Source organism: Neorhizobium sp. USDA 3394 (assembly GCF_056280385.1).
Genome location: NZ_JBWCDU010000002.1, coordinates 1336701 through 1361460, shown reverse-complemented (window position 1 = coordinate 1361460; position 24760 = coordinate 1336701). Strand labels below are relative to the sequence as shown.

Here is a 24760-nt window from a genome sequence, read left to right as displayed (position 1 = left end):
TGCGCAGCAGAGCATCGATGAGTTCGCCGACGAGATAGCCCCGTCAATCGATACGCGCTTGATTTTCCCACCTCCAAACATTTGTCGTGGTTAGCGCGTCCCTTAAGTTGCGGCACAATAGGTGCCGATGGAGCTGGTCATGACCAAATTCGCGCTCTACGTTCCGCTCGAGGCAAAATCCGGCAAGGAAGAGGCGGTCGCGAATTTCTGCGATCAGCCATACCGCTGGTCAATGCCGAGCCTGGCACGATTTCCTGGTATGCGATACAGGAGGGTCCAAGTTCGTTCGCAATCTTTGATACGTTCGACGATGAGGACGGAAGGGATGTCCACTTAAACGTCCAAGTCGCTGCGGCCTTGATGGCAAACACAGAGGAAGGGGACCTGTTCGCTAAGCCACCGCAGGATCTTGCCCTATGTCTCAGGGACGAACGAAGATATGCTTCAAGCGGCCCTGCTTTCGCGGAGCGTCTGCTTGAACAGTTCGAAGGCAGTCGTCCCGCTTCGATCGGGGTAGTAGAGCTGATAGCCGGCGAACGGCTCGCACCACGGCTCCAGCAGACGGACCAGACGGCCGTCGGCAATCGGCGCCGCCACCAGATCCTCCAGGATGTAGAGGATGCCGAAACCCTCAAGTGCGGCGGCCACCGGCAGGTCTGCGTCGTTAAACACCGGTCCGCGTCCGGGAGTGACGCTTAGATATGTGTCGTCTGCGCCGCGTTGATCGACGAGATGAAGCTCTTGGTACGTTCCTGTCTCGGATCGCCAAAGATTGCTTGCGCGCTGCCGGACTCGACCACTTTTCCGCTCTCGAGGAAAACCACGTGATTGGCGATCCGCGAGGCAAGGCGCAGGTCGTGCGTCGCCATCACCATCGTTGTTCCCTCGGCCGCAAGCCGGCCGAGCACATCGACGACCTCGGCGGACAGTTCTGGATCGAGGGCCGAGGTCGGTTCGTCGCAGAGAAGAACCCGGGGCGAAGGCGCGAGTGCCCGGGCGATCGCCACCCGTTGCTGTTGCCCGCCGGAAAGCTCTGACGGCCAGGCATCTGTCTTATGCGCCATTCCCACCTTGGTGAGCAGTTCGCTGGCGCGGTTATGCGCCTTTTCGCGCGGCCACTTGAGAACCGTCGTCAGCCCTTCCATGACGTTTTCGATTGCGGTTCGATGCGGAAAGAGCTGGAAATTCTGGAAAACCATGCCGGTCTGACGCCGGATTGCCTGGATCGATTTCCAGCCGATCTTCATGCCGGGCTCGAAATCCAGTTTTTCGTCGCCGATGCGGACGGAGCCGGTTGTGGGTATCTCGAGGAGATTGATGCAGCGCAGCAGAGTGCTCTTGCCGCCGCCCGAAGGACCGATAAGCGCGGTCACGCTTCCCTCGGGAATGTTGAGGCTGATGTCCTTCAGGATGACCGCATCGCCGAAACGCTTTTCGATTTTGGAAAGCTCGATCATCGGTTTGACTCCAACATACCGCCATATCGGGCGAAGCGCTTTTCCAGCTTGTTCTGCAGCGACGACAGCACCGAACTCAGGACCAGATAGATCAGGGCCGCCTCGATATAGAGGATGAGCGGTTCATAGGTGGTCGCGACGATCCGCTGGGCGGCCTGGAAGAGTTCCGGCACGGTGATCGCCGCAGCGAGTGAGGTGTCCTTGACCAGCGAGATGAAGGTGTTCGATAGCGGCGGCACGGCGACGCGCGCCGCCTGCGGCAGGATGGTGCGGCTCATCGCCTGGCGCCACGACATGCCGATCGAATAGGCCGCTTCCCACTGCCCCTTCGGAACCGAGGAGATGACGGCGCGAATGATTTCGGAACTGTAGGCGCCGATATTCAGGGTAAAACCGATCAGCGCGGCGGGGAAGGCGTCGAGCAGGATGCCGATGCTCGGCAGGCCATAAAAGATCACGAAAAGCTGTACAAGCAACGGCGTGCCGCGGATCACCCAGACGTAAAACCGGGCAATCAGCGCCAGCGGTGTCGGGCCGAACAGTCGCGTGACCGCCGTGATCAGGCCGAGGATGAGGCCGAACAGGAAGGACAGCAATGTCAACGGAACCGTAAAGCGGATGCCCGCCCATAGGAGGGTCGGAAGTGAATCCGACATCAATTGAAGCCAGTGCGGCACGGTGTGATCCTCAAAAAATGACGCGTCCGGCGCAGGCGCCGGACGCTGGATTCATGCATTCAGGAACGACCTGACAATCTACTTCGAGACGTCCTGCCCGAAATACTTGTCGGAAATCTTCTGATAGGTGCCGTCGGCCTTGATGTCCGCCAGGGCCTTGTTGATCGCTTCAAGCAGTTCCGGTTCGCCCTTGCGGATGATGATGCCGGAATATTCGGCATTGTCCTGCTGGGCTGCGATCTTTACCGGCGCGTCGGGCTTCTGCTTCTTGAAATCCAGGAAGGAGAGGCTGTCATTGATCGTCGCGTCGGCGCGCCGTGTCAGCACAAGCTGGATCGACTGGTCGAACCCGTCCGTCCCCACAAGTTCGGCGCCCGCCTGTTGGGCGATCTTCCCGAAGTTGCTGGTTAGCGACTGAGCGGATTTCTTGCCCTTGAGATCGGCAAAGTCCTTGATGTCGCTGTTGTCCTGGCGAACGATCAGTACAGCCTTGGAAGCGATGTAGGGTTCGGAGAAATCGTACTTCTGCTTGCGAGCTTCCGTGATGCCGACCTGGTTTATGACGGCATCGTAACGCTTGGCGTCGAGGCCCGCGATAAGGCCATCCCACTTGCCTTCCAGGAACTCGGCCTTGACGCCGATTTTCCCGGCAACGGCCTGCCCGATCTCCACGTCGAAACCTACGAGTTTACCGCTTGCGTCATGGAAGGTGAACGGTGCGTAAGTTCCCTCCGTGCCGATCTTGAAGATACCGGAAGATTTGATGGCAGCGAGATTTTCGCCGGCGAGGGACGGCGTAAGGGCCGCCGCGTGAATAAGGGCCGCGGCGATAATGGTTTTCAGCCGGAACATTTGGGTCATCCTTTCAGCAGTGCTTGCTGGCGACTAGATGCCAGAAAATAGGACGCGGCGATTGAAAGAAAACCGCGAATAAAGGCGGCAAATGCGAATATTTTGCTCACATCCGGGTGAGTCCGCATGGTTCCCAAAGAATAACGACGGGTGGCAGCCCACCAGCAGCCATGAATTCCTTCCTCGAAGACCGATGCACGTCAAGGCTGCGGATTTATGTCACCCGGTCATGCCCAAGACTGCGGCGCGCTGAATTCATCGTAAAAAAATCCAAACACCCTCAGCCCCTTAGTGGTGAGCATGCCGTTTTTTGCGCGCAATCGCCTCCGGCGCGATTGACATAAATCAATGACGGCCGGATTATATTCGACATGGATACAGTATATTCAAATAGAATACAAGAGGAAGGCGGCGGGGTTCGCCCACTTTCGACGGTTCTGAAGACCATGGCGGTGCTGGACGTGCTGGCATCGAGCGCTCGCGGCATGAAGCTGCCCGAGATCGCGTTGGCCATGGAGCTTTCGCGGCCGACCGCCTACCAGCGGCTGTTGACGTTGATCGAAGCGGGCTGGGTTGAGCAGGATCAGGAGATGCGCTACCGCCTCTCGATGCACGCCTGCCGGCTTGCAGCGGCAGCCATGGAGCAGGCAAATCTTGGGACGCGGATCCAGCCGATCATCGAAATGCTGGTTCATCGGGTGAAGGAAACAGCGTCGCTGGCGGTGCTCGATCGGGGGTTGCCATGCATCGTCTCGCGCGTCGAATCCGAAAGCGTGCTGCGCGCGGAACAGAAGATCGGCACGACCATGTCGCTCGAGGGTTCCGCATCCGGCCGCGTCCTGACCGCCTTCGCAGACGAAGTGACGCTCGCCCGCCTGAAGGAGAGCGGCGAACCGCTGGCTTCGGAAGAGCTTCTGGTGGAGGCGCGGGCCAATGGTTACGCCTTGTCGAGCGGCTATACCGATAGCGGCGTTGTCGCCATCGCCGCACCGATCTTCGATCTCCATGGCAAGTGCACGTCGACGATCTCGCTGGTCATGCCGGAGATGCGTTTCGACCTCGAAAGCTTCCGCGAGCCGCTTCTCGAAACCGCCCGCACCATCACGAAAATGCAGCAGGGAGAACGTTGACGGTGATGACCGCGACTTCCGAACAGGTGGCCATGCCACAGCCGCGTCCAGATCACGAGGTGATGAAGACCTCGCGGCTGGCGGCAATCCAGCCGAGCCGGCTCAGCGGCACACGCGCCTTCATGAACAAGATGATCCGCGAGCGCTGGGACATTTCCAATGTGCTTTTCGACGTGGACGAAAACGCCGAAGGCACCGTGGTTTACTCCATCAAGGCGCCGGACCAGGAATTCTCGTTCATCGGCTTTTCCCGCCCGCCGAGCCGGACGGCCCGCACCGGGCGTATCATCGGCCAGGCCTGGGATATGATGGGAGCGCTGATCGAAGGACCGGCGACCGAGGTCGAGATCGAAACGGCGCGTCGGGAGATTCCGAAGCTCTATACGGGCCGGGCGACCGCCGGCACGCTCATCTGGTGCCGCTCAAACCGGTCGATGCGGGTCTTCGACCAGACGCTCGAAGCGCTTGCAGAGGGCCGTCAGCCCTTGGTCGCCGATCTTTCCAAGGTCTGCTACCTGATGCGCAATACCGGCCTCGACGGCAACGGCACGTTCGGGACGCGCTCCTTCCCGTCGCTCGGGTCCCGTCACGCGCTCGGTGGTGTCCTGCAGGCGCAGTTGCTGACCGCCTACCTGATGCGCGAGTTCTCCTGCGATCTCGTCGAACATCTCGCCGCAAGGAAATCGGACAAGGCAGTGCGCCTCGACCCGCAGCTTCGCCGCTATATCGGCGTCGGCAACGGTTCAGCGCTCGGCCTCATCTTCTTCGTCCACAAACATCCGCGCCTGATCGACGGGCTTCTGTCTGCCCGCGAGGGCGCGATTGCGATGGCCCGCGCGCTGAGGCTCGCCGCGTCGGATCCCCGCATCGCCAGGCTGCTCGAACTTCTCCGCCAGGCAACAGTGTTCCGCAAACAGGACCAGATGGTCTACGAGACATTTGCGTCGAGCGCTGACGTGTCGGCCGACCTCGAAAAGGTCATGGCAGCACTCGAAGAATTCCGCCGCAGCGGAATGGTGTTCGGCCATGCGACGGATTTCCCGCTTGATGTACTTGCTGCCGGATTCGAAGCCAATCTCATCCCCGAGGCCTTCGAAACACTCCTGTCGTTGATGATCGAGCTGGTGCCGGAAGAGGCCGATAGGCTCCTAGCCGCGATTGATGGCCCTGACGAGTTCAGCGTTTCGCCGGCCGAGACCGTAGGAAGCCTGATGGCACTCATCAGTGACGAATACCGGTGGGCGCTCGACACCGACATGGCCAGTCCCGACGCCTATAAATATGTCTGGTACAAGTCCGAGACGGCAGAAGAGCCACGCCGCGGCGCCCGCGAGGAGGTCCCCGATGCGCTCGATCTCGGCCTCGATGTCTGCGGCAACATCCAGTCCCTTTTTGCCGATCTCGGGAAGGCGGCGGCTTCGCTCAGCATCGCCCGCTTCCTGATGAGGCATCCCGAACATCGCTACATGGCGGCGCGCATCCAGAGCCTGCGCGGGCAGGGCTATCACACGCCCCATGCCAATATCAACGCGGAGGCTTTCGTGCCGATCGACCTCGTGCGGCTGATGAATGTCGGCATCCACGGCATCGACAAGACCCGTGACTTCCTGAGCCGCAACCTGCGCGGTGTGCTTTATCACGGCGCACCGACCCCAGACGATCTGCGCGCCGGCTACACCGGCACCTGGTATTACCCGGCGGAACCTGTCCTATGATCTCCTCGCATTTTTCTTCTTCCATGCGCGTCATGCCCCGCGAAATGCGGCTGATGTCCGAACGGATCTTCTCGCTGAGCAGCCTGCCCAAGGGCTTTTTCCTGACGGTCTGCGACATTCCGATGTATTCGCAGAAACTCGGTCTCGGCGGTTTCAAGCTGTTCGAACAGCGGTTTGAGAGCTTCAAGTCAGCGGCTCCCGCCCGTATCGTGATTGCCTCCGAAGCCGACAACCGCATGACGCTCGACGCTTGCGGCGAACACGCCTGGTTCGTGTTGCCGACCGCAATCGATCTTCTGGGCGAACTCACGGAACGTTTCGGTTCGGCGGAACTGACCGTGACGCGGACGATAGATGCCGAGGAACTTGCCATTGCTGCGCGTTTCGGCGGTCGGTCGGGGCTTTCGATCTCCGTGTCCGGCAACGTGCTGAAGGCCGTTCCGGCCGCTGTCACCGGCGACGTCCGTAAAGATGATCCTCTCCTCTGGTCGCTTCTGGAAAACGGCGCCGAGATCGAGACCGACCTCTGGTGGCGCATCTACCACCTGGCAAAGCAGGCACTCGCGACGGACAGCATCGTCTCGCGCCGCCACGCCGGCCCAATGATCGTCAACGAGGACGGTACCGTCATCGGCCGCAAGGACAATGACGACGAGACCGACGTGTCGTTCCTGTCGTCCAAGCTCTCGGAACGCGAAAAGGCAGAACGCCAGAAGGAAAGCGCAAGATCATGATCATCGATGGTTTGCAATGCGGGCATTTCGATCGCGCCGCCTTTGAAACTCTGCTGAAGGGAACGGTTGGCGGCGTCGTCAACACCTGCGGCTTCTGGGAAGGCACGGTGGAATCGCTCGATTCGATCGGCCGTTGGCGCGATCTGGTCAGCGACAATTCCGACATCGCCGAGATCGCACGGACGGCCGGGGACATCACCCGCATTTCCGATGCCGGCAAGCTTGCGATCATCATGGGCTTTCAGAACAGCAACCTGTTCGAAGGTCGCATCCGCTTTGTCGAGATGTTCGCCGAACTCGGCGTGCGTGTCGTGCAGCTCACCTATAACAACCAGAACGAACTCGGCGGCTCCTGTTATGAGGCCGAGGATTCGGGCCTTGCCCGCTTCGGGAAGGAAGTGGTGCGCGAGATGAACGCGGCCGGCATCCTGGTTGACTGCAGCCATGTCGGAGACCGCACGACGCTCGATGCGATCAAGGTCTCCGAAAAGCCGATTGCCGTTACCCATGCCAATGCCCAGTCGCTGTTCATGCACAAGCGCAACAAGTCGGATGACGTCATCCGGGCGCTGAAGGATACCGGCGGCGTGATCGGCTGCGCGGCCTACCGCAACATCACCGGCGACGAGTACTGCGCCTCGATCGAGGCCTGGTGCACGATGGTCGCCCGCACGGTCGATATTGCCGGCATCGATTCCGTCGCGATCGGCACCGACAAGAGCCACAATTTCACCGCCCCGGACTATGCCTGGATGCGCAAGGGCCGTTGGACCCGTGGCGAGGATTATGGAGCGAGCGCCGCCGGCAAGCCGCTCAAGGCCGCGCCGCCGGAATGGTTCCAGAAGGTCGAGGATATCAGGGTGCTCCCGGACGGTCTCAGCGCCGTCGGCTTCTCGAAGGAAGAAGTCGCGAAGATCACCCACGGGAACTGGCTGCGGCTCTATGAAGCCACTTTCAGAAAATCATAAAAGAGGAGAACTGCAATGACCGGAATGAAGACATTTCTCATGCCTGACCGCCGCCGTTTCCTGAAGACGGCCGGCGCTGCGATCACCGCCTCGCTTGCCGCTCCCTATCTCGTTCGCGCGCAGGAGAAGATCCTCTACGTCAACACCTGGGGCGGTCCGTGGGAGGCTGCCGCAAAGGCCCATCTCATCGACCCCTTCACCGCTGAAACCGGCATCCAGGTGAAGACCGTCTCTCCGGTCTCCTTTGCCAAGCTCGCCCAGCAGGTGAAGACGGGCACCTATGAATTCGACGTCACCACGCTTGGCGGCGGCGAGCTGGTGCGGGCCAATCAGGCCGGCATCATCGAAGCGCTGAAGGAGCCCTACAAAGGTGGCCTCTTCGAAAACGGCGTTGCTTCGCATGCGTTCGCCACCATCATGGCCTGGCGCAAGGACAAATATAAGGAAAGCCCGAAGACCTGGGCCGACTTCTGGAACGTCGAGAAATTCCCCGGCGGACGGTCGCTGCAGCGTTATGCGTCGCGGGTCATCCCGATCGCGCTTCTGGCCGACGGTGTCGCGGTCAAGGATCTCTATCCGCTCGATGTGGACCGGGCCTTCAAGTCGCTCGACAAGATCAAGCCGCATATCCGCGTCTGGTGGACTGCCGGCGCCCAGTCGACGCAGATCCTGCGGGACGGGGAGATCGACATGATCGGCATTTGGCACGGCCGTTATTTCGAGGCCGAGAAGGCGGGCGCTCCGGTGGCCATGACCTGGAACCAGGGCGAGATCGAGCGCGCCTATTGGGTTGTCGCCAAGAAGACGCCTAACCTCGAGAACGCCAGGAAATTCGTCGAATTCGCAACCAGTGCCAAGCCGCTCGCCGGCTTCTCCAAGGCTGCGGATTACGGTGCACTGAACCCGGCCTCCAACCAGTTCGTCGATCCGGCGGATGCCAAGCGCATGCCGACCTCGCCGGATAACTACAAGCTGACCTTCGAGCAGGACATGGCGAATTTGGGCATAGACCCGGCGGAACTCGCCGAACGTTTCGAGGAGTGGGTCGCGAGCTGATCCGCTCTCCTGGATCAACCCGACCCGCTGGCCGGCATCGCGCGGGAACGACCGCGCGATGCCGCAGCGACCCTGCCTGCCATAAAAAGGGAACGGCAATGGGCATCAGCCTTTCAAAACTGACGGAAAAGACGAACATCTGGCCATGGCTGCTTCTGGCGCCGCTCGGCATCTACATGCTCATCTTCTTCGTCGTGCCGCTTGCCGAAGTGGCGATCATGAGCTTCACGGAGCCGAAAGTCTCGCTTGCCAACTATCAGAAGGTCCTGACCGGAGCGCTCTACCAGCGTGTCTTTCTGAACACGTTCGTGACGGCCGCCTTCGTGACGCTCTGCTGCCTTCTGGTCGGTTATCCGCTGGCCTATCTGATGGCGCATTCCAAACCGCGCACGGCGATGCTGATCCTGCTGCTCGTCACCATGAGCTTCTGGACCAGTTTCCTCGTCCGCACCTACTCATGGATGGTTTTGCTCGGCAATAACGGCCCGCTGATCGCCTTCCTGGAGATAATCGGCTTCGACAAGCCGCCGCAGCTTCTCTTCACGCGGTTTTCCTCGACGCTCGCCATGGTGCATATCCTGGCGCCCTACATGATCATGAACATCTACACGGTCATGAAGAAGATCGACCCGGCGCTGATCCGCTCGGCGGAAAGCCTCGGCGCCAGGGGCTGGTCGCTGTTCCGGCATGTCTATCTGCCGCTGACGGCGCCCGGCATCGCCAATGGATCGGTTCTCGTCTTCGTCATCTGCCTCGGTTTCTATGTGACGCCGGTTCTGCTCGGCAGTCCGCGCGAGCAGATGATCGCCGGCCTGATCGGTCACCAGATCGAGGAATTCCTCGCATTCGGCCTGGGCTCCGCCATGGCGATGATCCTGCTCGTGGTGACGCTCATCATCCTCACCATCTATCACCGCCGTTTCGGCCTCGACAAACTCTGGGGGTGACCGAACATGAACACGTTCATGCGCTGGGCAGGTTTCATCGTTGTGCTCTTCATTGCAGCACCGCTCGTCATCGTCGTGCCGATGTCGTTTTCGAATGCGAGTTCGCTGCAGTTCCCGCCGCCGGGCTATTGGCTTGGGTACTACCGGGCTTATTTCACCAGCATGGACTGGCTGATCCCGACCTGGAACAGCATCCTGATTGCGACCGCCACGACCATTCTCACCATGGCCCTGGTCGTGCCCGCAACATTCGCTCTGGTGCGCCACAAGTTTCGCGGCAAGGGTTTTGCCGACCTGATGATGCTGATGCCGATGGCAGTGCCGCATATCGTCATGGCGGTCGGCTATTATTCCTATTTCGGCGATCTCGGGCTGGTGCACAGCCATCTCGGCGTCATCCTGGCACATACCTGCCTGTCGGTGCCGATCGCCTTCCTCGTCCTCTCCGCCAATCTCAAAGGTTTCGACCGAAACCTTGAACGGGCTGCGCAGAGCCTCGGCGCCAGCCCGGCGAAGACCTTCCTGCACGTGACATTGCCGATCCTGCGGCCGGGACTGGTCATCAGTTCGCTCTTCGCCTTCATCCAGTCCTTCGACGAGACCGTGGTCGCGATCTTCATCTCGGGCCGCGACGCCGAGACCCTGCCGCGCAAGATGTTCGACAGCATCCGCCAGGAGGCCGATCCGGTAATCGCCGTCATCTCGACGCTGCTGTTCTTCGTCGTGCTGCTCGGCATCGCGGCTCCCTATTTCGCCAGCGCGCTGCGCAGCCGCGCTCCCAAGCCAAGCCGGCCGGCCGCCGCGCACTGAACATCCCCAAGGGCTTACCCAAGGACTTCCGATGACGAATTACCTGCAACTCTCCAACATCACCAAGACCTACGGGCATTTCACGGCGCTCGACGATGTCAGCCTGTCGGTCGACAAGGGGGAGTTCGTAACCTTCCTGGGGCCGAGCGGCTCGGGCAAGACGACGACCCTGATGATCATTGCCGGTTTCGAAAAGGCGAGCGGCGGCAAGGTGCAAGTCGGTGGCCAGTCGATCTCCGAGCTTGCGCCGCATGAGCGCAATATCGGCATCGTGTTTCAGAACTACGCCCTGTTTCCGCACAAGACGGCGGTCGAAAACGTCTATTTCCCGCTGCAGATGCGTGGCGTCAGCCGTTCAAAGGGCTTGCGGCAGGCAGAGGACATGCTGTCTCTCGTCGGCCTCAAGGGCTTTGGTCATCGTCATCCGAAGGAACTGTCCGGTGGCCAGCAGCAGCGTGTCGCGCTTGCCCGCGCACTGGTCTTCGAGCCTTCGCTGCTCCTGCTCGACGAGCCGCTCGGCGCGCTCGACAAGAACCTGCGCGAGCAGATGCAGATCGAGATCAAGCGCATCCAGCGCAGCCTCGGCGTGACCACGATTTTCGTGACCCACGACCAGTCGGAAGCCATGTCGATGTCCGATCGCATCGTGGTGTTCGAGAAGGGACGCATCGAGCAGGTCGCAGCACCCTTGGATATCTACCATCGCCCGCAGACCTCCTTCGTTGCCGCCTTCATTGGCGAGAGCAACCTGATCCCGGCAACCATTACCAGCGGAGCCGGTAGAACGGCCGAAAACTCGACGCTTGGAGCCTTCCAATACGCTGCCACGGATATTCTTGCCGACGGCCAGAAGGTGACGCTGCTGATCCGCCCGGAGCATATCAAGCTCTCGCGCAACCCGATCGAGGGCCGCAAGAACGTCCGCATGATCGTCGAGACGATCGTCAACTACGGCGACAATGCACTCGTGATCGGCCGGGCAGGGGATATTCCGATGCGCGTCAGGGTGCTCGGCGCCGATGTGGTGATCATCAGGGAAGGCGAGGAATGTTGCATCAGCTGGATGCCGGAGGCTGTCTTCGTCATCACCAAATAGGATCGCAACGGGAGTAAAAGGACGGCCGACGTGATTTCGTGGCAGCGGCGTAACGCAGATCGGTCGCCCAACCCCGTTCTAGATCTGACGGCAGTCGCGCCCCGGGCGGCTCGTGAGAGGTGTGGCAGAATTCGTCTAGCGTTTAACGCAACGGGTCGTTCAGCCTCAACACGGGATCCGGCGCTCGACATCCCACGGTCGTCCACGCGACAAATCTCAATAGAACTTGCCGTATATGTGCATCTTTGGATTCCCGGGTCCTGCTGCCGACCGCAACGCCGCCGGCACGCCAATTCCCTTAATATCCGCCGGCGCTGATCGGCCCGCCGGTGATTGGGCAGTTTTCCGCCTCGAAGCGCCAGCCAACCCATGGCGGGAGCCGTTGGCCGCATTGCCTCGGTTTATGCAAAGCAACGGACCGGAAATCATTATTTTTCAAAGCGGGTGCCTCCGGCAATAGTCCGCGAAGGCTACGGCATGATCCGCAGGCGCCGGATACGGCGTGCATTGTTGCGGACATTGAAAATCTAAAAACGAGGAATTCGAAAATGGTCGTTCACAAACGCATCCGCCCGTTCAACACGAAGGAAACCTACCCCGAGCAGAAGCTGGACAACGATCTGTGCCAGACCGTCGTCGCCAAGGGCAGCATGGTTTTCGTACGGGGCCAGATCGGCCAGGATCTCGACACCTCCGAAAGCGTCGCGATCGGCGATCCGGAAGGCCAGACCGAGAAGGCCATGGCCAATATCAAAATGCTTCTGGAAGAGGCCGGGTCGAAACTGGAGCATATCTGCAAGATCACCATCTACATCATCGATCCCCGTTATCGGGAACCGGTCTACAGGACGGTCGGCAAATGGCTGAAGGGCGTATATCCGGTATCCACCGGCATCGTGGTTTCAGCGCTCGCGAGGCCGGAATGGCTGGTTGAGGTGGACGCGATTGCCGTCATTCCCGACGAAGCATAAGCGAGCCGTATCCTATGACCTTTTCAATATCCGCCCGCTGCCCCGACACCGGAGCCTTTGGCATCGCGATTTCCTCCTCGTCGCCCGCCGTTGCGGCCCGATGCGCGCATGCAAAGGCAGATGCCGGCGTCGTGGCAAGCCAGAACATCACCGATCCCGTGCTCGGCATTCGCGGGCTTGAACTACTGGCGACCGGGCAGTCAGCCCCGCAAGTTCGCGATGCACTTGTCGCCTCCACGCCGTTTGCGGATTTTCGCCAGCTTGCCATCATCGATCGAAACGGCATCACGGCCGCATTTTCCGGAAGTGGCGCATTGGGTATCCATCGGGTCGCGGAGGGACGGGATTGTATTGCGGCGGGCAACCTTCTGGCCGCAGCGTCGATACCGTCCGCGATGGTCAAGGCCTTCGAGCAAAGCCGCGGCTTTCTGGGCGCGCGGCTTCTCGTTGCGCTCAAGGCTGGACTGGACGCCGGCGGCGAGGCCGGGCCGGTCTATTCCGCCGGTGTAAAGGTCGTGCGTGAGGCAGAGTGGCCGGTCGTCGATCTCAGGGTCGATTGGTCTGAACAGCCGATCGAGCGCTTGATCGACATCTGGCAGGTTTACGAGCCGCAGATGGAGGATTATGTGCGTCGGGCCGTGGCGCCGGAAAGTGCGCCCTCCTTCGGGGTTCCGGGAGACGCATAACCGTTCATCGACCGCTTGTTCGTTCAGCATTTGCCGATATAAGCGAGCGGTATGAGATATACATTACGGCAGATCGAGTATTTCATCGCGACCGCAGAAACCGGCAGCATCACGCTGGCTTCCGAACGCCTCAACATATCGCAACCCTCTATCTCGACTGCCATTACCCATCTTGAGGAAGAGCTGGAAACCCAGCTCTTCGTTCGCCACCACGCGAAGGGTCTTTCCCTGACGCCTGCCGGGCGCGTCCTGCTCGTCGAGGCGAAGCGGTTGGTGGACCAGGCCGAGCACATGTATACCGTGGCCTCCGAGGTGAACGACAAGGTTCGCGGCCAGCTGTCGCTCGGCTGCATGGTGACCCTGGCATCGATGATCATGCCCGAACTGTCCCATTCCTTCACCGCCGCATTCCCCGCGACACGTATTGCCCAGACTGTCAGCGATCATGAGACGTTGCTCGACAAGTTGCAGCGGGCGGAACTCGATGTCGTCATCAGCTATGATTTGCTCATTCCAACCGGATTTGAGTTCCTGCCGCTTGCAAGCCTGCCGCCGCATGTCCTGGTTGGTGAAAACCATCCGTTTGCGAGGTTTTCCTCGATCAGCATGGAGGAATTGGCCGGGGCGCCGCTGATCCTACTCGATCTTCCGATCAGTCGGGAGTATTTCCTCGGCTTGTTTGCCAAACACGGGCTTGAGCCAACGATTGCCACGCGCTCGACCCATCAGGACGTGATCCGGACCATGGTGGCCAACGGATACGGCTATACGTTGGCGAATGTCCGGCCGAAATCCCAGGTGGCGATGGACGGAAGGCCGGTCGTACGCGTCCCGATTACCGGCGACCACAAGCCGGTGGTTATCGGGGTCTTCTCGCTGAAGAGCGGGCGAAAAGCCCGTCTTCTGGAAATTTTCGAGCAGCACTGCAAGTCGTTCGTATCCGACGCCTATATTCCCGGCATGGTCGCCCCGCTGATGGAGCGTCGGCGCTCGCCGACATAGGCATGCCAAGCTTTTGGTGAACCTGCGCTTCGGAAATGCTTTCTTTCCTCGGTCCGTTCGCAGTGCCAAGCTGACATCAGTGAAATGAACCTCGATTCCCATGCGGTCCTTCAGCCATCAAACGCACTTGCCTCAGCCCACGGCGAGATGGATGCTGCCGACAGGGAGCCTGCGCCCTTTCATCGTTCGCTTCATCCAGGGAACCATGAAATATCGCATCATCCGGAGACGTGAGAATTGACATACCAAAGACTGATGGACGGCAAGTTTGCTGAGCTCGTCGCCGAAATGACGGATGAGGAGAAGGTTTCGCTTCTCGCTGGGCACCGGATGTGGAAAACCGAGTCGATCGAACGTCTCGGCATCCCGCGCATTGTGATGACCGACGGCACCTATGGGGTCCGGTATTCCATCCCGCAGATCGATGGCGACGAGGCCGGCGGCCAGGATTTTGCCGCGTTCCTGTCGGTCGTGAACCAGCGGGCCGACCACGTGCAGATCGCCTGGGGTCAGATGAATCTGGCGACATGCTTTCCAAACGGCTCGAGCCTCGGATGTTCATGGGATGTCGAACTCGCGCGCCAACTCGGAGAGGCGCTTGCCATGGAATGCCAGGAGTTTGGCGTCCATCTCCTGCTTGGTCCCGGCATCAATATCCGCCGCACGCCGCTCGGCGGGCGCTCCTACGAATATTATGCGGAAGATCCGGTATTGACCGGCGACTTTGCAGCCGGCGTGATCAATGGACTGCAAGACAACGGTGTTGGCGCCTCGCTCAAGCACTTTGCCTGCAATAATTCGGAAGTCGAGCGAACCACGATGGATTCCGTGGTCGAGGAACGCGCTTTGCGCGAGATCTACCTGCGTGGTTTCGAGCGGGCGATCAAGCAGAGCAACCCCTGGACCGTCATGAGTTCCTACAACCGGCTGAACGGCGTTCAGGCTGCCGAAGATCCATGGCTGCTCAATGAAGTGCTGCGTGAGGAATGGGGCTACCAGGGGCTTGTGGTATCCGACTGGCACGGGATCAAGGACCGACCCGCCTCACTGGCCGCCGGCAATGATCTGGACATGCCTGAAAGCGAGACCCGCAAGGCAGACCTTCTGGAGGCAATCCGCGCCGGCCAGGTTGACCGCGCCGTTGTCGACACTGCGTGCGAAAGGGTCCTGAAGCTCGTATATCTCGTAAAGCTCGGTGAGAACCGCGCCGTTACCTTCGATCGCGCCGAGCATCATGCGCTCGCCCGCAGGATGGCGGCCGAATCGATGGTCCTGCTCAAGAATGAAGGCGGGATTCTTCCGATCGAACCTTCCAGGGTCAAGCGCATCGCCGTCGTCGGCGAGGGTGCCGGCACTCCCGTGATCCAGGGATCGGGCTGCGCAACGACCATGCCGACCTCCGTCGACGTGCCGGTCGAGGAAATCCTCAAGCTCGCAGGCGACGATATTGAGGTCAATGTGTTCCGCGGGACGAGTGAATTCCAAGCCGAGCGCGAAGCCTTGATCACGGAGGCCGAAGCCGGCGTGGCCGAAGCCGACATGGTGATCGTCTTCGTCAACAATGAAAACGGTTATGACGGAGAGGGGTCGGACCGACGTACCCTTGGCCTCGCACCGGGGCATGACGAACTTGTGGAGCGGCTTATTGCTGCCAATCCCAATGTCGTCGTGGTCGTTGCCAGCCCAGATGCGGTCGTGATGCCGTGGATCGACAAGGTGCCGGCAGCGGTGGAAATGTTCTTCTCCGGCCAAGCCATGGGCGGCGGCATTGCCGACATCCTGTTCGGCCGCGTCAATCCGAGCGGCAAGCTCACTACAACCTTTCCGAAGCGGGTGGAAGACATGCCTACTTATCTCACCTACCCGGGCGAGAACGGCCGTCACGTCTACAGCGAGGGCATCCATGTCGGTTATCGCTGGTACGATGCGCGGCAGATCGAGCCGCTGTTCCCCTTCGGCCATGGGCTGAGCTACACGGATTTCGCTTACTCCGATCTTATATTGGACAGGCACGAGCTTCGCCTCGGCGAGAGGGTGACGCTGAGCTTTACCGTGACCAATGTCGGAGCGCGCGAAGGCAAGGAGATCTGCCAGGCCTATGCCCGCTGCGACGCTCCGCGTCTCAAACGACCGGTCCGCGAGCTCAAGGCGTTTGCCAAGATTTCGCTGAAACCCGGCGAAAGCCGGAAAGTCACGCTGACCATTCCGGCTGAAGATCTTTGCGCCTACGACACGGCCCGCCGGCGTTGGACGCTGGACGATGACATGATTACGCTCGAAATTGCCGCATCGTCACGGGATATCAGGCTTCATGCAGCGCTTCGCACCGTGTCCTCCGCCTCGGTGCATCGGCGGATCGAGCGGGATACCCAGCCTGTCTTCGTGCTTGCCAACCCGATCGCCCGCCGCAAGGTCATCGGTTTCCTGCAGGAGCAGCTCACGGTCGGTGCCGAAGATGCCGAACGCATGCTGGAACACTGCGCAAATTCGTTCTTCGGCGTGTTCACCACGTTCGACCGCCGCTTCCGCAAGACCTTCAGCAAGGCGGATATCGACGCCCTGATCGAGGACATCAATCGGGAAATGGCGGAACAGGAACGACGGGCGGCCTGAGAACAGCCCGTTTCGCTTCAGGCCCGTGCTTCGCGCGGGCCTTTTCTTTCAATGGTCCGCTCATGAATACGATTACCCTTCTCGAGAGGCTCGTCGCCTTCCCTACGGTCAGCAGCGAAACCAATCTGCCGCTGATCGGCTTTGTTCAGTCCTATCTGGAAGAGCGTGGTTTTTCCTGCCGTCTGATCGCTGATGACAGCGGCGCCAAAGCCAATCTGTTCGCCAGTATCGGCCCGGATAGTGACGACGGAATCATCCTGTCGGGCCACACGGATGTGGTTCCTTGTACGGCGCAAGCCTGGACGTCCGATCCGTTCCGGCTGACTGAGCGCAACGGCAAACTCTTTGGGCGCGGCGCCGCCGATATGAAGGGGTTTCTAGCCTGTATGCTGACCGTCGCCGACCTCGCGTCGAAGTCCGTTCTCTCAAGGCCGCTGCATCTTGCCTTCTCGCATGATGAGGAAATCGGCTGCGTCGGCGTGCGCAGCATGCTCGACGATCTCGTGAAACGGCAGTTCCGTGCGGCCTTTTGCATCGTCGGCGAGCCGACGGCCATGCGGGTCGTTACCGGGCATAAGGGAAAGCTTGCCGCACGAGCGACCTGTTTCGGCATGGGCGGCCACTCGTCATGCGCGCCGCTTTATCTCAACGCCATTCATATGGCGACGGACGTCGTATCGCTTCTCCGGCAGGCTCAGGATGAGTTTGCCACAGCCGGTGCGCAGGACGATGCCTACGAGGTGCCCTATACTACGATCCATGCCGGCCGCATCGCAGGCGGCGTCGCAGTGAACGTCGTCGCGTCTGAGGCAATGGTGGATTTCGAAATCCGCCATCTGGTGGCAGACGATCCTTGCCGTATCATCGAGGATTTGAGGCTGCGGGCAGATGTCCTTGCCGAAGCTCTCCGGCCCCGCTTTCCGCAGGCGCGCGTGGCTATCGACATCGTCAATGCCTATCCCGGCCTTGACCTTGCAAAGGACGCCGCGGCAGGCCTTCTTGCCGGCCTGGTGGATCAGCCGTATGTTGCCAAGGTGTCTTTTGGGACGGAAGCCGGGCTGTTCATGGAGCGCCTCGGCATCCCGACACTGGTGCTCGGCCCCGGTTCGATGGAACAGGGTCACAAGCCGGACGAGTTCATCGAGATGAGTGAGCTCGAACGCTGTGACGCCTTTCTGAAGGGCGTGCTGGAGCGGCTTATCGGTTAGGTCACCCCTAACCAATAAGCCCGAAATAAATAATTTACATAAGCAGTCACGAATGGCTTGTTGAGCGGGCTACACGGCTATCAAAAAAGGGGAACTGGACATGGCCACCAAGGTCAGCTTGACACGCCGCAATCTTTTGAAGACGGGGGCCGGCGTCGCGACCGCATTTGCCGCTCCCGCAATTTTCACGAAGGGCGCCTTCGGCGCCGAAGTCCTGAAGGTTCAGGACATGGGCGGTGCCTTCGAAAAGGGCTTCCGCATCGCCTTTTATGAAGGCTTCGAGAAGGAAAACAACGTCAAGATCAGCGTGACGACCAACGGGCCGGATCCGATCCCGCAATATAAGATGGTCGTGGACACCAAGACGAACCTGTTCGACGTTTGCATGATGACGCCCGAGCACGTCTTCCGCATGAAGGCGCTTGGCGGCGATTATATGCAGAAGCTCAAGATCAAGGTTGCTGATCCGGAAAATTACGTCGCCGGTTCGATCAATGAAAATTTCGCAGGCGTGGCCGTATTCGCGCTGGCGCTTGGCTATCGCACCGATACGTTCGGTGACAAGGGCCCGAAGAATTTCCAGGACTTCTGGAATGTCGAAGCCTTCAAGGGTCGTCGCGGCCTGTGGCGCAGCCCGGTTCTGACCATGGAACTCGCGCTGCTCGCCGATGGCGTGCCGATGGACCAGCTCTACCCGCTGGACGTCGATCGTGCCTTCAAGAGCCTCGACAAGATCCGCAAGAGCGTCGATGTCTGGTGGACAACTGGTGCGCAATCCACCCAGTTGATCCAGAGCGGCGAGCTCGACCTGATGAGCATTTGGAGCACGCGCGCCCAGACCGCCATCGACGACGGCGCCCCTGTGTCGCTGGCCTGGGGCCAGGGCTTCTATAACATCGACGGCTGGACAATCCCGTTCGGCACCCCGAATACCGAGCTTGCCAACAAGTTCATCGAATACTGCATGAACGCCGAACGGCAGGCGAAATACACGGATGTACTGGCTTGCGGCCCCACCAACGTCACGTCTTACAAGTATATCAAGGCTGAGCGCGCCAAGCTTCTTCCCACCGCCCCTGAAAACGTCAAGGGACTGCGTCCCCTCAATGCAGACTATTGGGGCAAGAACCAGACTGCCCTGACCGAGCGTTTCGAAAAGTGGATGCTGAGCTGATAAGCCTCTTGTCGGAATTCCTTCAAGATCGATAGCATTCGAGGCGCGGATGTATAAGGATCCGCGCCGATCATGATGTGCACATGCCCGCGTTGCGTCTTTTGAACAAGCAGCCGGTTCCGTGGCATTCATGGCAACAGCCAAGCTTCCAGAGATCGACGTAATGGCCGAATGGCAATCCCCTTCAAGACGCCGCTTCAAGCTGGATCCGTTATGGCTTGCCGGGCCGGGGATCTTCTACCTCGTCCTGCTGCTGATCGTCCCTGCCGCCGGATTGATGTTCCTGTCGTTCCGCGATTCCTCGGGTTCGTTGAGTTTTGAAACCTACCGGCAGATGTTCGGGGCGGGCATCTACGTCCAGGTTCTCATCAACACCTTCTCCATTGCCACGCAGACGACGATTGCCTGCCTTCTGGTCGGCTACCCGCTCGCCTACTGGCTGGCAAAGATGCCTGAGAAGCGCCGGCGGGTCGTCATGTGGCTTGTTCTTCTGCCCTTCTGGATGAGCGCGCTTCTCAAGAATTTTGCCTGGATGGTGCTCCTGTCGCGGCGCGGCGTGCTGTCCCAGATCCTGACCGGAATGGGAATCGGCGGTCCCGTCGATCTGCTCTATGGCCGAGGAGTCGTCGTTTTCGCGATGGCGCACACGATGCTGCCGCTTGCGGCGCTGACGATGCTGCCGACGCTGCTCAGCATAGATCTGGGACTGGCCCGGGCCGCCAAGACGCTGGGCGCATCGGGCGGCCAGGCCTTCTGGCGGATCGTGTTCCCGCTGTCCATGCCCGGCGTTGCTGCGGCCGGTCTTCTGGTCTTCATCGGCTCGCTCGGCTTCTTCATCACGCCGGCACTGCTCGGCAGCCCGCGGGAGACCGTCATTGGCCAGTTGCTGATCACGCAGGTCCAGCAGCTCCTGAACTGGCAGCTTGCCGGCGCCATCGCCGTCATGCTGCTGGTCGTGACTTTGGCCGTCTGCCTCGTCTATGATCGCGCTTTCGGTATATCCGCTGTGTCGGGAGAACGGAGCGACCGTCGCTCAACCGGCCTCTTCGCGCGTATCGGCACGGTCGTCATCGCTTCTGCGGCCCGGGTTACCGATATTCTTGCGGGCGTTCTCGACGTCGTGCCCGGCCTGCGTCGGCGCGGATGGCTGCTTGACGCCTTTTGCGTGCTGGTCATGGCCATGCTGCTGGTACCGGTGCTGATCTTCCTCCCGATGGCATTCGGCAGTTCGAGCTTCCTGGAATTCCCGCCGCGCGGATATTCGCTGCGCTGGTTCGAAACCTATTGGAATTCGTCGAACTGGACCGGTGCGACGATGCGCTCCTTCGGGATCGCCATCGTTTCGGCGCTGCTTGCATCTGCTATGGGTGGAATTGCGGCATTCGGCGTGGCCCGCAGCAAAAGCAGGATCGGCAATGTGGCATTCCTGCTTTTCATGCTGCCGATGATCATCCCGAATATCGTCATCGCGGTGGCGCTCTTCTATCTCTTCGCTCAGATCGGCCTCATCGCGACGGACGCCGGCATTGCGCTCGGGCATACGCTCACGGCGCTTCCCGTCGTGTTCGTGATCATCCTTACCACCTTCAAGAACTACGACTGGCGCCTCGACCAGGCGGCCGCGACGCTCGGGGCAACCCGGATGGGAACCGTCCGCAAGGTCACCTGGCCGATCGTCAAGGGAAGCGTGGTCGCAGCGTTCCTGTTCGGCTTCCTGCATTCGTTCGAGGAGTTGACCATCGCACTCTTCGTCGGCGGTGGCGTGCGCCAGACCCTGCCCAAGCAGATGTGGGACGACGTTCTTCTGCAGGTGAGCCCGACACTTGCTGCGGCGTCGGTCATCATCCTGGCTGTCGTTACAGTCGTCTTTGTCGCTGCGGAACGTGCGCGTCCGCGCTGAGACCGAACCTTTTGTTGGAATAACCCGGATGTCCCACATGCCAAGTCAGTCGCAGTTCTCACCGCAAGCCGGAATCTCCCCCAAGCTCAGCGTGAGAGGTATCCGGAAGGATTACGGCGCTACCACGGTGCTGCATGCACTCGACCTCAATGTCCACTCGGGCGAACTTCTGACCCTGCTCGGCCCATCCGGGTCCGGAAAGACGACGCTCCTGCAGATTATCTGCGGATTGGTGGAACCGACCTCGGGGCGCCTGTTCATCGACGGACGGGACGAAACCAGCCTTCCGGTCAACCAGAGAGATATCGGCGTCGTCTTCCAGAATTATGCGCTGTTCCCGCATCTCACGGTGAAGGAGAATATCGCGTTCCCGTTGCAGATGCGAAGGATTCCGGCCACGGAGATCGACAAGCGGGTGGCGGAAGTCCTCGATATGGTCAATCTCGGCCATACGGCAGACCGCCTTCCCAAGGCGCTTTCCGGCGGACAGCAGCAGCGTGTTGCCCTGGCGCGCTGCCTTGTCTACCGCCCGAGCGTGATCCTGATGGACGAACCGCTTGGAGCCCTCGACCGCAAGCTGCGCGAAACCATGCAGATCGAAATCAAGCGCATCCATCGCGAAACCGGCGCTACCATTATCTTCGTGACCCATGACCAGGAGGAGGCGCTGGCGCTTTCCGACCGGATCTGCCTGATGAATGACGGTGTCATCGCGCAGGTCGGCACGCCGCAGGAGATCTACGAGGCGCCGGCAAACCGTTTCTCGGCAGAGTTCATTGGCCTGTCGAACATTTTCGACGGAGACATCGCCGATGGAATGCTGCGGTCTGCCGACGGCAATATCCCTGGTATCGCTGGCATGCAGGCGGGGGATGGTCTCATGGTGCGGCCAGAGCATATCGCGCTGACCGACCCGGCGCAGGGTTTCCTGTCAGGAACAGTCACCGAGACAGTGTATGCCGGAGCGGATACCCGTCTTCTGGTGGCTCTGGAATCCGGCAAGTCGATCATCGTTCGGCAGGCTGCGGGATTCCCTATTGCGCCGATCGGATCGTCGGTTGGTCTTACGTGGCAGTCCTCGGCAATCCGTATCGTACGGTAATCGCTCCCAAGGCGAGCATATGGCGTTGTGAGGTGTGATAACCTCCGACGCCATGTGCGTTCTGGCAATCCTGACGGCAGCAGCGCCTTGTTGGTCCTATGCCAAAGCGACCGGGACAGAACATCCCGATCGCGGTTGATTTCCCAAGCTCATCGTATTCGCAGACCCGCAGGCCTATCTTGCGGCGCTCGATGCAATCTTGTCGGCACCGGCAATATTCCCTGCGCGACCCGCTATATGGTCGCCCAGATAGTCTGCATCGTGCCAGACTCCCCAGATGAAGGGAGACGCTCGCCGGGAAAGCCATGCCAGCCCGAGAAAATAGAGCCCAGGCACGGATGCGACGCCGCGCTCATGGACTGGTCGTCCCTTGTCGTCGAAAGCATCGACTTTCAGCCAGCTGAAATCGAGAGCATATCCCGTTGCCCAGATGATGGACGTGACGCCTGCCTTGGCAAGATCAAGCTGCAGGATGGGGTCGGTAACGCATTGCGGGTCCGGCCCGATATTTCGGGCCTCGGGTTCTTCGGGCAGATCGAGCTTGTTTCGGGCGGCATAGGCATCGGCCTCGTCGAGGACGGACAGGTAGTTGGCATCGCCCTGGGCAATATTATCCGCAAGGTCGGGCTCGAAATGCATCACTCCATCCCTGAAGAAATCCGCCTTGCCGACCAGGGTCATGCCGCGCGACGCAAATTCCCGGAAATCGACGGTATGGCCGCCGCGGGCTCCGCTGACTGCGATGGTGACGTGCTCCATCGAGGGATCGCGGGTCTTTGCCTCCCAGTGCCCGAGGACGCCCAGCCACCAGCAGAAATCCTTACCGCGATAACTCCGAGGCGGCCTCTGGTGCGGGCCGACTGCCAGATAGACGCGCCTCCCGGATCGGAGGATTTCGTCGGCAATCTGCGCTCCGGAAGAACCGGCTCCGATGACCAGGACAGCGCCATCCGGGAGCTGGCCGGGATTGCGGTAGTGATTGGAGTGCATCTGCAGAATGTTGCTTTCTGCCGGAACGACCGTTGGGATAATGGGACGCTGGAAAGGCCCGGTCGCCGCAACCACATTTGTGGCCTCGTAATTTCCTTCGGACGTTTCAACGAGGAAGCCGGCGCCGTGGGCTTTCTGCCGTATCGAGATTACGTCGACACCGGTGCGGATGGGAGCCGCGATCTGCTTCGCGTAGGCCTCGAAATATTCGACGATCTTTTCTTTCGTCGCAAAGCTGCCAGGCTCGATGCCGTCGAACGTCATTCCCGGAAACCGGTCATGCCAGGCCGGACCATTGGCGACGAGGGAATCCCACCGCTCCGAGCGCCAGCGCTCGGCGATCCTGTTCCGCTCCAGAACAAGGTGAGCCACGCCACGCCTGCCCAGATGCTCGCTCATTGCCAATCCTGCCTGGCCGCCGCCGACAATGATCGTATCTACTTTTTCGACTGACATTTCGGCGTACTTTCCCTTGGGGTCTCGAGCGTCTCGGCAAATGTTTTCCAGTGGTATGACTGGTGTATGCGAGCCGTTAGATCGGGAAAATAACGATTTGATTCAGCTTTGATTAGGTTGTCCCTAAGTCAGCCATGCCCGGATATGGAAGGAGGGGATCGGTCCGAGGCAGTCACCAGACGGTGGAAGGTTCGACTGTCGTCACCACGAAACGATAGCGGCGTTTACAGGTCAACGTATTACGCTTGCCAGGAGTCCGGCCGCTGCGGAAACATTTGGAATACGGCCGTAAAGCAGGCCGATGAGCTGCAAAGCAGACAGATGAGCTGCTACAGCAGATCGTACCTTTTCAGGATTGCCTTTATTTTCTCGTCCTGGGCTTCATCTGGAAGCAGGGCGGGCTGCCTGCTCGCGCCAACCGATTTGTCCTGAAGGTAAAGCGAACGCTTGACCATGGCCGGCGCAAAGCCCAGCGCATAAAGCTCGGTACGGAAGGCGGTATAGATCTCCTGCTGACGCTCCGCTTCGGCAATGTCGCCGGAGTTGAAAGCCGTGAGGATGCCGGCGAGCACATGGGGCAGGGCATTTCCGAGGCCTGAAATGCAGCCTGCAGCACCGTTCTGCAGCGACCATAGGACCAGATGGTCCGGGCCGGAATAGACCTCGAAGCCCGGGTTTTCTTTCGAGACCTGAAGGTAGGCTGCCAGCGTTTCCTGGGCGCCGCCGGAATCCTTGATCCCCGCGATATTGCCATGCCCGGCGAGCTTTGCTGCCGTCGCCGGTTCGATGTGGTTCTGGGTCCGGGCGGGAATGTCATAGAGGTAGACCGGCGTCGTGACCGTATCCGCGACCGTCGAGAAGTGGCGGACCAGTCCGTCCTGGGTGCAGGCGATGAAGAAGGGGGTGATGACGGCAATGCCATCGACGCCGATCCGGTCGAACGCCTTGGCGAGCTGCACCGTCTCGAAAGTGGCGGGCATCCCGGCATTGACGATGACTTTCGCGCGCCCCGCAACCTCGTCAACCACGTGTTCCGTCAGGCGGATCTTTTCTTCGTGGGTGAGAGCCGTGAAATCGCCGTTGGTGCCGGCGCACATGATGTTGTTGCCTGCCGCCACCTGCCGGCGCACCTGCGCGCGGGTGGCCTCAAAGTTGATCGTCTCGTCCTCGTTGAAGCAGGTCACGAGCGCGACAAAGGCATTTTTGGTCATTCAAT

21 protein-coding genes and 2 pseudogenes are annotated in these 24760 nt (G+C 60.3%); 17 read left to right on the top strand and 6 right to left on the bottom strand.

From position 1 onward, the window contains the following. Positions 1-139: 139 nt before the first annotated feature. A pseudogene (locus tag ACZ9EJ_RS28075) lies at positions 140-405 on the top strand (putative quinol monooxygenase); the annotation flags it as partial. A 39-nt stretch (positions 406-444) separates the two neighbouring features. On the opposite strand, the pseudogene ACZ9EJ_RS28070 reads toward ACZ9EJ_RS28075, so the two are convergent. The 4 genes and pseudogenes from ACZ9EJ_RS28070 to ACZ9EJ_RS28055 form a co-directional block, all read right to left on the bottom strand. Beyond that, positions 445-681 (bottom strand): annotated as a pseudogene (locus ACZ9EJ_RS28070) (LysR substrate-binding domain-containing protein); the annotation flags it as partial. Positions 682-695: 14 nt separating this feature from the next. Beyond that, positions 696-1457 (bottom strand): amino acid ABC transporter ATP-binding protein, encoded by a 762-nt coding sequence (locus ACZ9EJ_RS28065; RefSeq protein WP_046639890.1) that lies wholly within the window; start codon positions 1455-1457, stop codon positions 696-698. Continuing rightward, complete coding sequence (locus tag ACZ9EJ_RS28060; protein ID WP_046639891.1) at positions 1454-2134, bottom strand: amino acid ABC transporter permease; 681 nt, start codon at positions 2132-2134, stop codon at positions 1454-1456. The genes ACZ9EJ_RS28065 and ACZ9EJ_RS28060 overlap by 4 nt, the downstream gene beginning before the upstream one ends. Positions 2135-2212: 78 nt before the next feature. After that, a complete protein-coding gene (locus ACZ9EJ_RS28055; protein ID WP_046639892.1) occupies positions 2213-2986 on the bottom strand; it encodes an amino acid ABC transporter substrate-binding protein in 774 nt (257 codons plus the stop codon). 371 nt (positions 2987-3357) lie between these two features. Between ACZ9EJ_RS28055 and ACZ9EJ_RS28050 the strand changes: the two genes are divergently transcribed. The 16 genes from ACZ9EJ_RS28050 to ACZ9EJ_RS27975 all read left to right on the top strand — a co-directional run bounded on the left by ACZ9EJ_RS28050 (position 3358) and on the right by ACZ9EJ_RS27975 (position 22098). Beyond that, positions 3358-4116, top strand: a complete 759-nt coding sequence (locus ACZ9EJ_RS28050; RefSeq protein WP_046627344.1) for an IclR family transcriptional regulator — start codon at positions 3358-3360, stop codon at positions 4114-4116. 5 nt (positions 4117-4121) lie between these two features. Beyond that, on the top strand, positions 4122-5831 hold the full coding sequence (locus ACZ9EJ_RS28045) for a hypothetical protein (RefSeq protein WP_046639893.1): 1710 nt from the start codon (positions 4122-4124) through the stop codon (positions 5829-5831). Beyond that, positions 5828-6565 carry a hypothetical protein gene (locus ACZ9EJ_RS28040; protein WP_046627340.1) on the top strand — a complete coding sequence of 246 codons (738 nt, stop codon included), beginning with the start codon at positions 5828-5830 and terminating at the stop codon, positions 6563-6565. The genes ACZ9EJ_RS28045 and ACZ9EJ_RS28040 overlap by 4 nt, the downstream gene beginning before the upstream one ends. Then, positions 6562-7533, top strand: coding sequence for a dipeptidase (locus tag ACZ9EJ_RS28035; RefSeq protein WP_046639894.1), 972 nt, complete (start codon positions 6562-6564; stop codon positions 7531-7533). Before ACZ9EJ_RS28040 ends, ACZ9EJ_RS28035 begins: the two co-directional genes overlap by 4 nt. Positions 7534-7548: 15 nt before the next feature. Next, positions 7549-8589 (top strand): ABC transporter substrate-binding protein, encoded by a 1041-nt coding sequence (locus ACZ9EJ_RS28030; protein ID WP_052753986.1) that lies wholly within the window; start codon positions 7549-7551, stop codon positions 8587-8589. Between the two features lie 98 nt (positions 8590-8687). Further along, on the top strand, positions 8688-9536 hold the full coding sequence (locus tag ACZ9EJ_RS28025; RefSeq protein WP_046639895.1) for an ABC transporter permease: 849 nt from the start codon (positions 8688-8690) through the stop codon (positions 9534-9536). 6 nt (positions 9537-9542) lie between these two features. Next, the gene (locus ACZ9EJ_RS28020) at positions 9543-10346 is read left to right on the top strand and encodes an ABC transporter permease (protein ID WP_046639896.1); all 804 of its coding nucleotides are present in this window, start codon (positions 9543-9545) and stop codon (positions 10344-10346) included. Between the two features lie 31 nt (positions 10347-10377). Further along, positions 10378-11442 (top strand): ABC transporter ATP-binding protein, encoded by a 1065-nt coding sequence (locus ACZ9EJ_RS28015; protein WP_046639897.1) that lies wholly within the window; start codon positions 10378-10380, stop codon positions 11440-11442. A gap of 548 nt (positions 11443-11990) precedes the next feature. Next, positions 11991-12413: a RidA family protein gene (locus ACZ9EJ_RS28010; protein ID WP_046627332.1), complete on the top strand. Its 423-nt coding sequence runs from the start codon at positions 11991-11993 to the stop codon at positions 12411-12413. Between the two features lie 14 nt (positions 12414-12427). Next, positions 12428-13099 carry a DUF1028 domain-containing protein gene (locus ACZ9EJ_RS28005; RefSeq protein ID WP_046627330.1) on the top strand — a complete coding sequence of 224 codons (672 nt, stop codon included), beginning with the start codon at positions 12428-12430 and terminating at the stop codon, positions 13097-13099. A gap of 51 nt (positions 13100-13150) precedes the next feature. Beyond that, positions 13151-14101, top strand: a complete 951-nt coding sequence (locus ACZ9EJ_RS28000; RefSeq protein WP_046639898.1) for a LysR family transcriptional regulator — start codon at positions 13151-13153, stop codon at positions 14099-14101. Positions 14102-14356: 255 nt separating this feature from the next. Further along, positions 14357-16714, top strand: a complete 2358-nt coding sequence (locus ACZ9EJ_RS27995; protein ID WP_046639899.1) for a glycosyl hydrolase — start codon at positions 14357-14359, stop codon at positions 16712-16714. 62 nt (positions 16715-16776) lie between these two features. Beyond that, positions 16777-17922: an acetylornithine deacetylase gene (gene argE / locus ACZ9EJ_RS27990; RefSeq protein WP_046639900.1), complete on the top strand. Its 1146-nt coding sequence runs from the start codon at positions 16777-16779 to the stop codon at positions 17920-17922. 100 nt (positions 17923-18022) lie between these two features. Beyond that, positions 18023-19096: an ABC transporter substrate-binding protein gene (locus ACZ9EJ_RS27985; protein WP_046639901.1), complete on the top strand. Its 1074-nt coding sequence runs from the start codon at positions 18023-18025 to the stop codon at positions 19094-19096. Between the two features lie 130 nt (positions 19097-19226). Beyond that, positions 19227-20996, top strand: a complete 1770-nt coding sequence (locus ACZ9EJ_RS27980) for an ABC transporter permease subunit (RefSeq protein WP_476100236.1) — start codon at positions 19227-19229, stop codon at positions 20994-20996. A 37-nt stretch (positions 20997-21033) separates the two neighbouring features. Then, positions 21034-22098 (top strand): ABC transporter ATP-binding protein, encoded by a 1065-nt coding sequence (locus ACZ9EJ_RS27975; protein WP_046639902.1) that lies wholly within the window; start codon positions 21034-21036, stop codon positions 22096-22098. A gap of 174 nt (positions 22099-22272) precedes the next feature. Here ACZ9EJ_RS27975 and ACZ9EJ_RS27970 read toward each other — a convergent pair whose 3' ends face one another. Next, positions 22273-23544 carry a flavin-containing monooxygenase gene (locus ACZ9EJ_RS27970; RefSeq protein WP_046627317.1) on the bottom strand — a complete coding sequence of 424 codons (1272 nt, stop codon included), beginning with the start codon at positions 23542-23544 and terminating at the stop codon, positions 22273-22275. A 329-nt stretch (positions 23545-23873) separates the two neighbouring features. Beyond that, positions 23874-24755 carry a dihydrodipicolinate synthase family protein gene (locus tag ACZ9EJ_RS27965; RefSeq protein WP_046627316.1) on the bottom strand — a complete coding sequence of 294 codons (882 nt, stop codon included), beginning with the start codon at positions 24753-24755 and terminating at the stop codon, positions 23874-23876. Positions 24756-24760: the final 5 nt, after the last annotated feature.

Bases quoted from the DNA above. Each gene is read 5' to 3' on its own strand.
- ACZ9EJ_RS28065 (WP_046639890.1), bottom strand. From the start codon at position 1,457: ATGATCGAGCTTTCCAAAATCGAAAAGCGTTTCGGCGATGCGGTCATC.
- ACZ9EJ_RS28055 (WP_046639892.1), bottom strand. From the start codon at position 2,986: ATGTTCCGGCTGAAAACCATTATCGCCGCGGCCCTTATTCACGCGGCG.
- ACZ9EJ_RS28050 (WP_046627344.1), top strand. From the start codon at position 3,358: ATGGATACAGTATATTCAAATAGAATACAAGAGGAAGGCGGCGGGGTT.
- ACZ9EJ_RS28045 (WP_046639893.1), top strand. From the start codon at position 4,122: ATGACCGCGACTTCCGAACAGGTGGCCATGCCACAGCCGCGTCCAGAT.
- ACZ9EJ_RS28040 (WP_046627340.1), top strand. From the start codon at position 5,828: ATGATCTCCTCGCATTTTTCTTCTTCCATGCGCGTCATGCCCCGCGAA.
- ACZ9EJ_RS28035 (WP_046639894.1), top strand. From the start codon at position 6,562: ATGATCATCGATGGTTTGCAATGCGGGCATTTCGATCGCGCCGCCTTT.
- ACZ9EJ_RS28030 (WP_052753986.1), top strand. From the start codon at position 7,549: ATGACCGGAATGAAGACATTTCTCATGCCTGACCGCCGCCGTTTCCTG.
- ACZ9EJ_RS28025 (WP_046639895.1), top strand. From the start codon at position 8,688: ATGGGCATCAGCCTTTCAAAACTGACGGAAAAGACGAACATCTGGCCA.
- ACZ9EJ_RS28020 (WP_046639896.1), top strand. From the start codon at position 9,543: ATGAACACGTTCATGCGCTGGGCAGGTTTCATCGTTGTGCTCTTCATT.
- ACZ9EJ_RS28015 (WP_046639897.1), top strand. From the start codon at position 10,378: ATGACGAATTACCTGCAACTCTCCAACATCACCAAGACCTACGGGCAT.
- ACZ9EJ_RS28010 (WP_046627332.1), top strand. From the start codon at position 11,991: ATGGTCGTTCACAAACGCATCCGCCCGTTCAACACGAAGGAAACCTAC.
- ACZ9EJ_RS28005 (WP_046627330.1), top strand. From the start codon at position 12,428: ATGACCTTTTCAATATCCGCCCGCTGCCCCGACACCGGAGCCTTTGGC.
- ACZ9EJ_RS28000 (WP_046639898.1), top strand. From the start codon at position 13,151: ATGAGATATACATTACGGCAGATCGAGTATTTCATCGCGACCGCAGAA.
- ACZ9EJ_RS27995 (WP_046639899.1), top strand. From the start codon at position 14,357: ATGGACGGCAAGTTTGCTGAGCTCGTCGCCGAAATGACGGATGAGGAG.
- argE (WP_046639900.1), top strand. From the start codon at position 16,777: ATGAATACGATTACCCTTCTCGAGAGGCTCGTCGCCTTCCCTACGGTC.
- ACZ9EJ_RS27985 (WP_046639901.1), top strand. From the start codon at position 18,023: ATGGCCACCAAGGTCAGCTTGACACGCCGCAATCTTTTGAAGACGGGG.
- ACZ9EJ_RS27980 (WP_476100236.1), top strand. From the start codon at position 19,227: ATGGCAACAGCCAAGCTTCCAGAGATCGACGTAATGGCCGAATGGCAA.
- ACZ9EJ_RS27975 (WP_046639902.1), top strand. From the start codon at position 21,034: ATGCCAAGTCAGTCGCAGTTCTCACCGCAAGCCGGAATCTCCCCCAAG.
- ACZ9EJ_RS27970 (WP_046627317.1), bottom strand. From the start codon at position 23,544: ATGTCAGTCGAAAAAGTAGATACGATCATTGTCGGCGGCGGCCAGGCA.
- ACZ9EJ_RS27965 (WP_046627316.1), bottom strand. From the start codon at position 24,755: ATGACCAAAAATGCCTTTGTCGCGCTCGTGACCTGCTTCAACGAGGAC.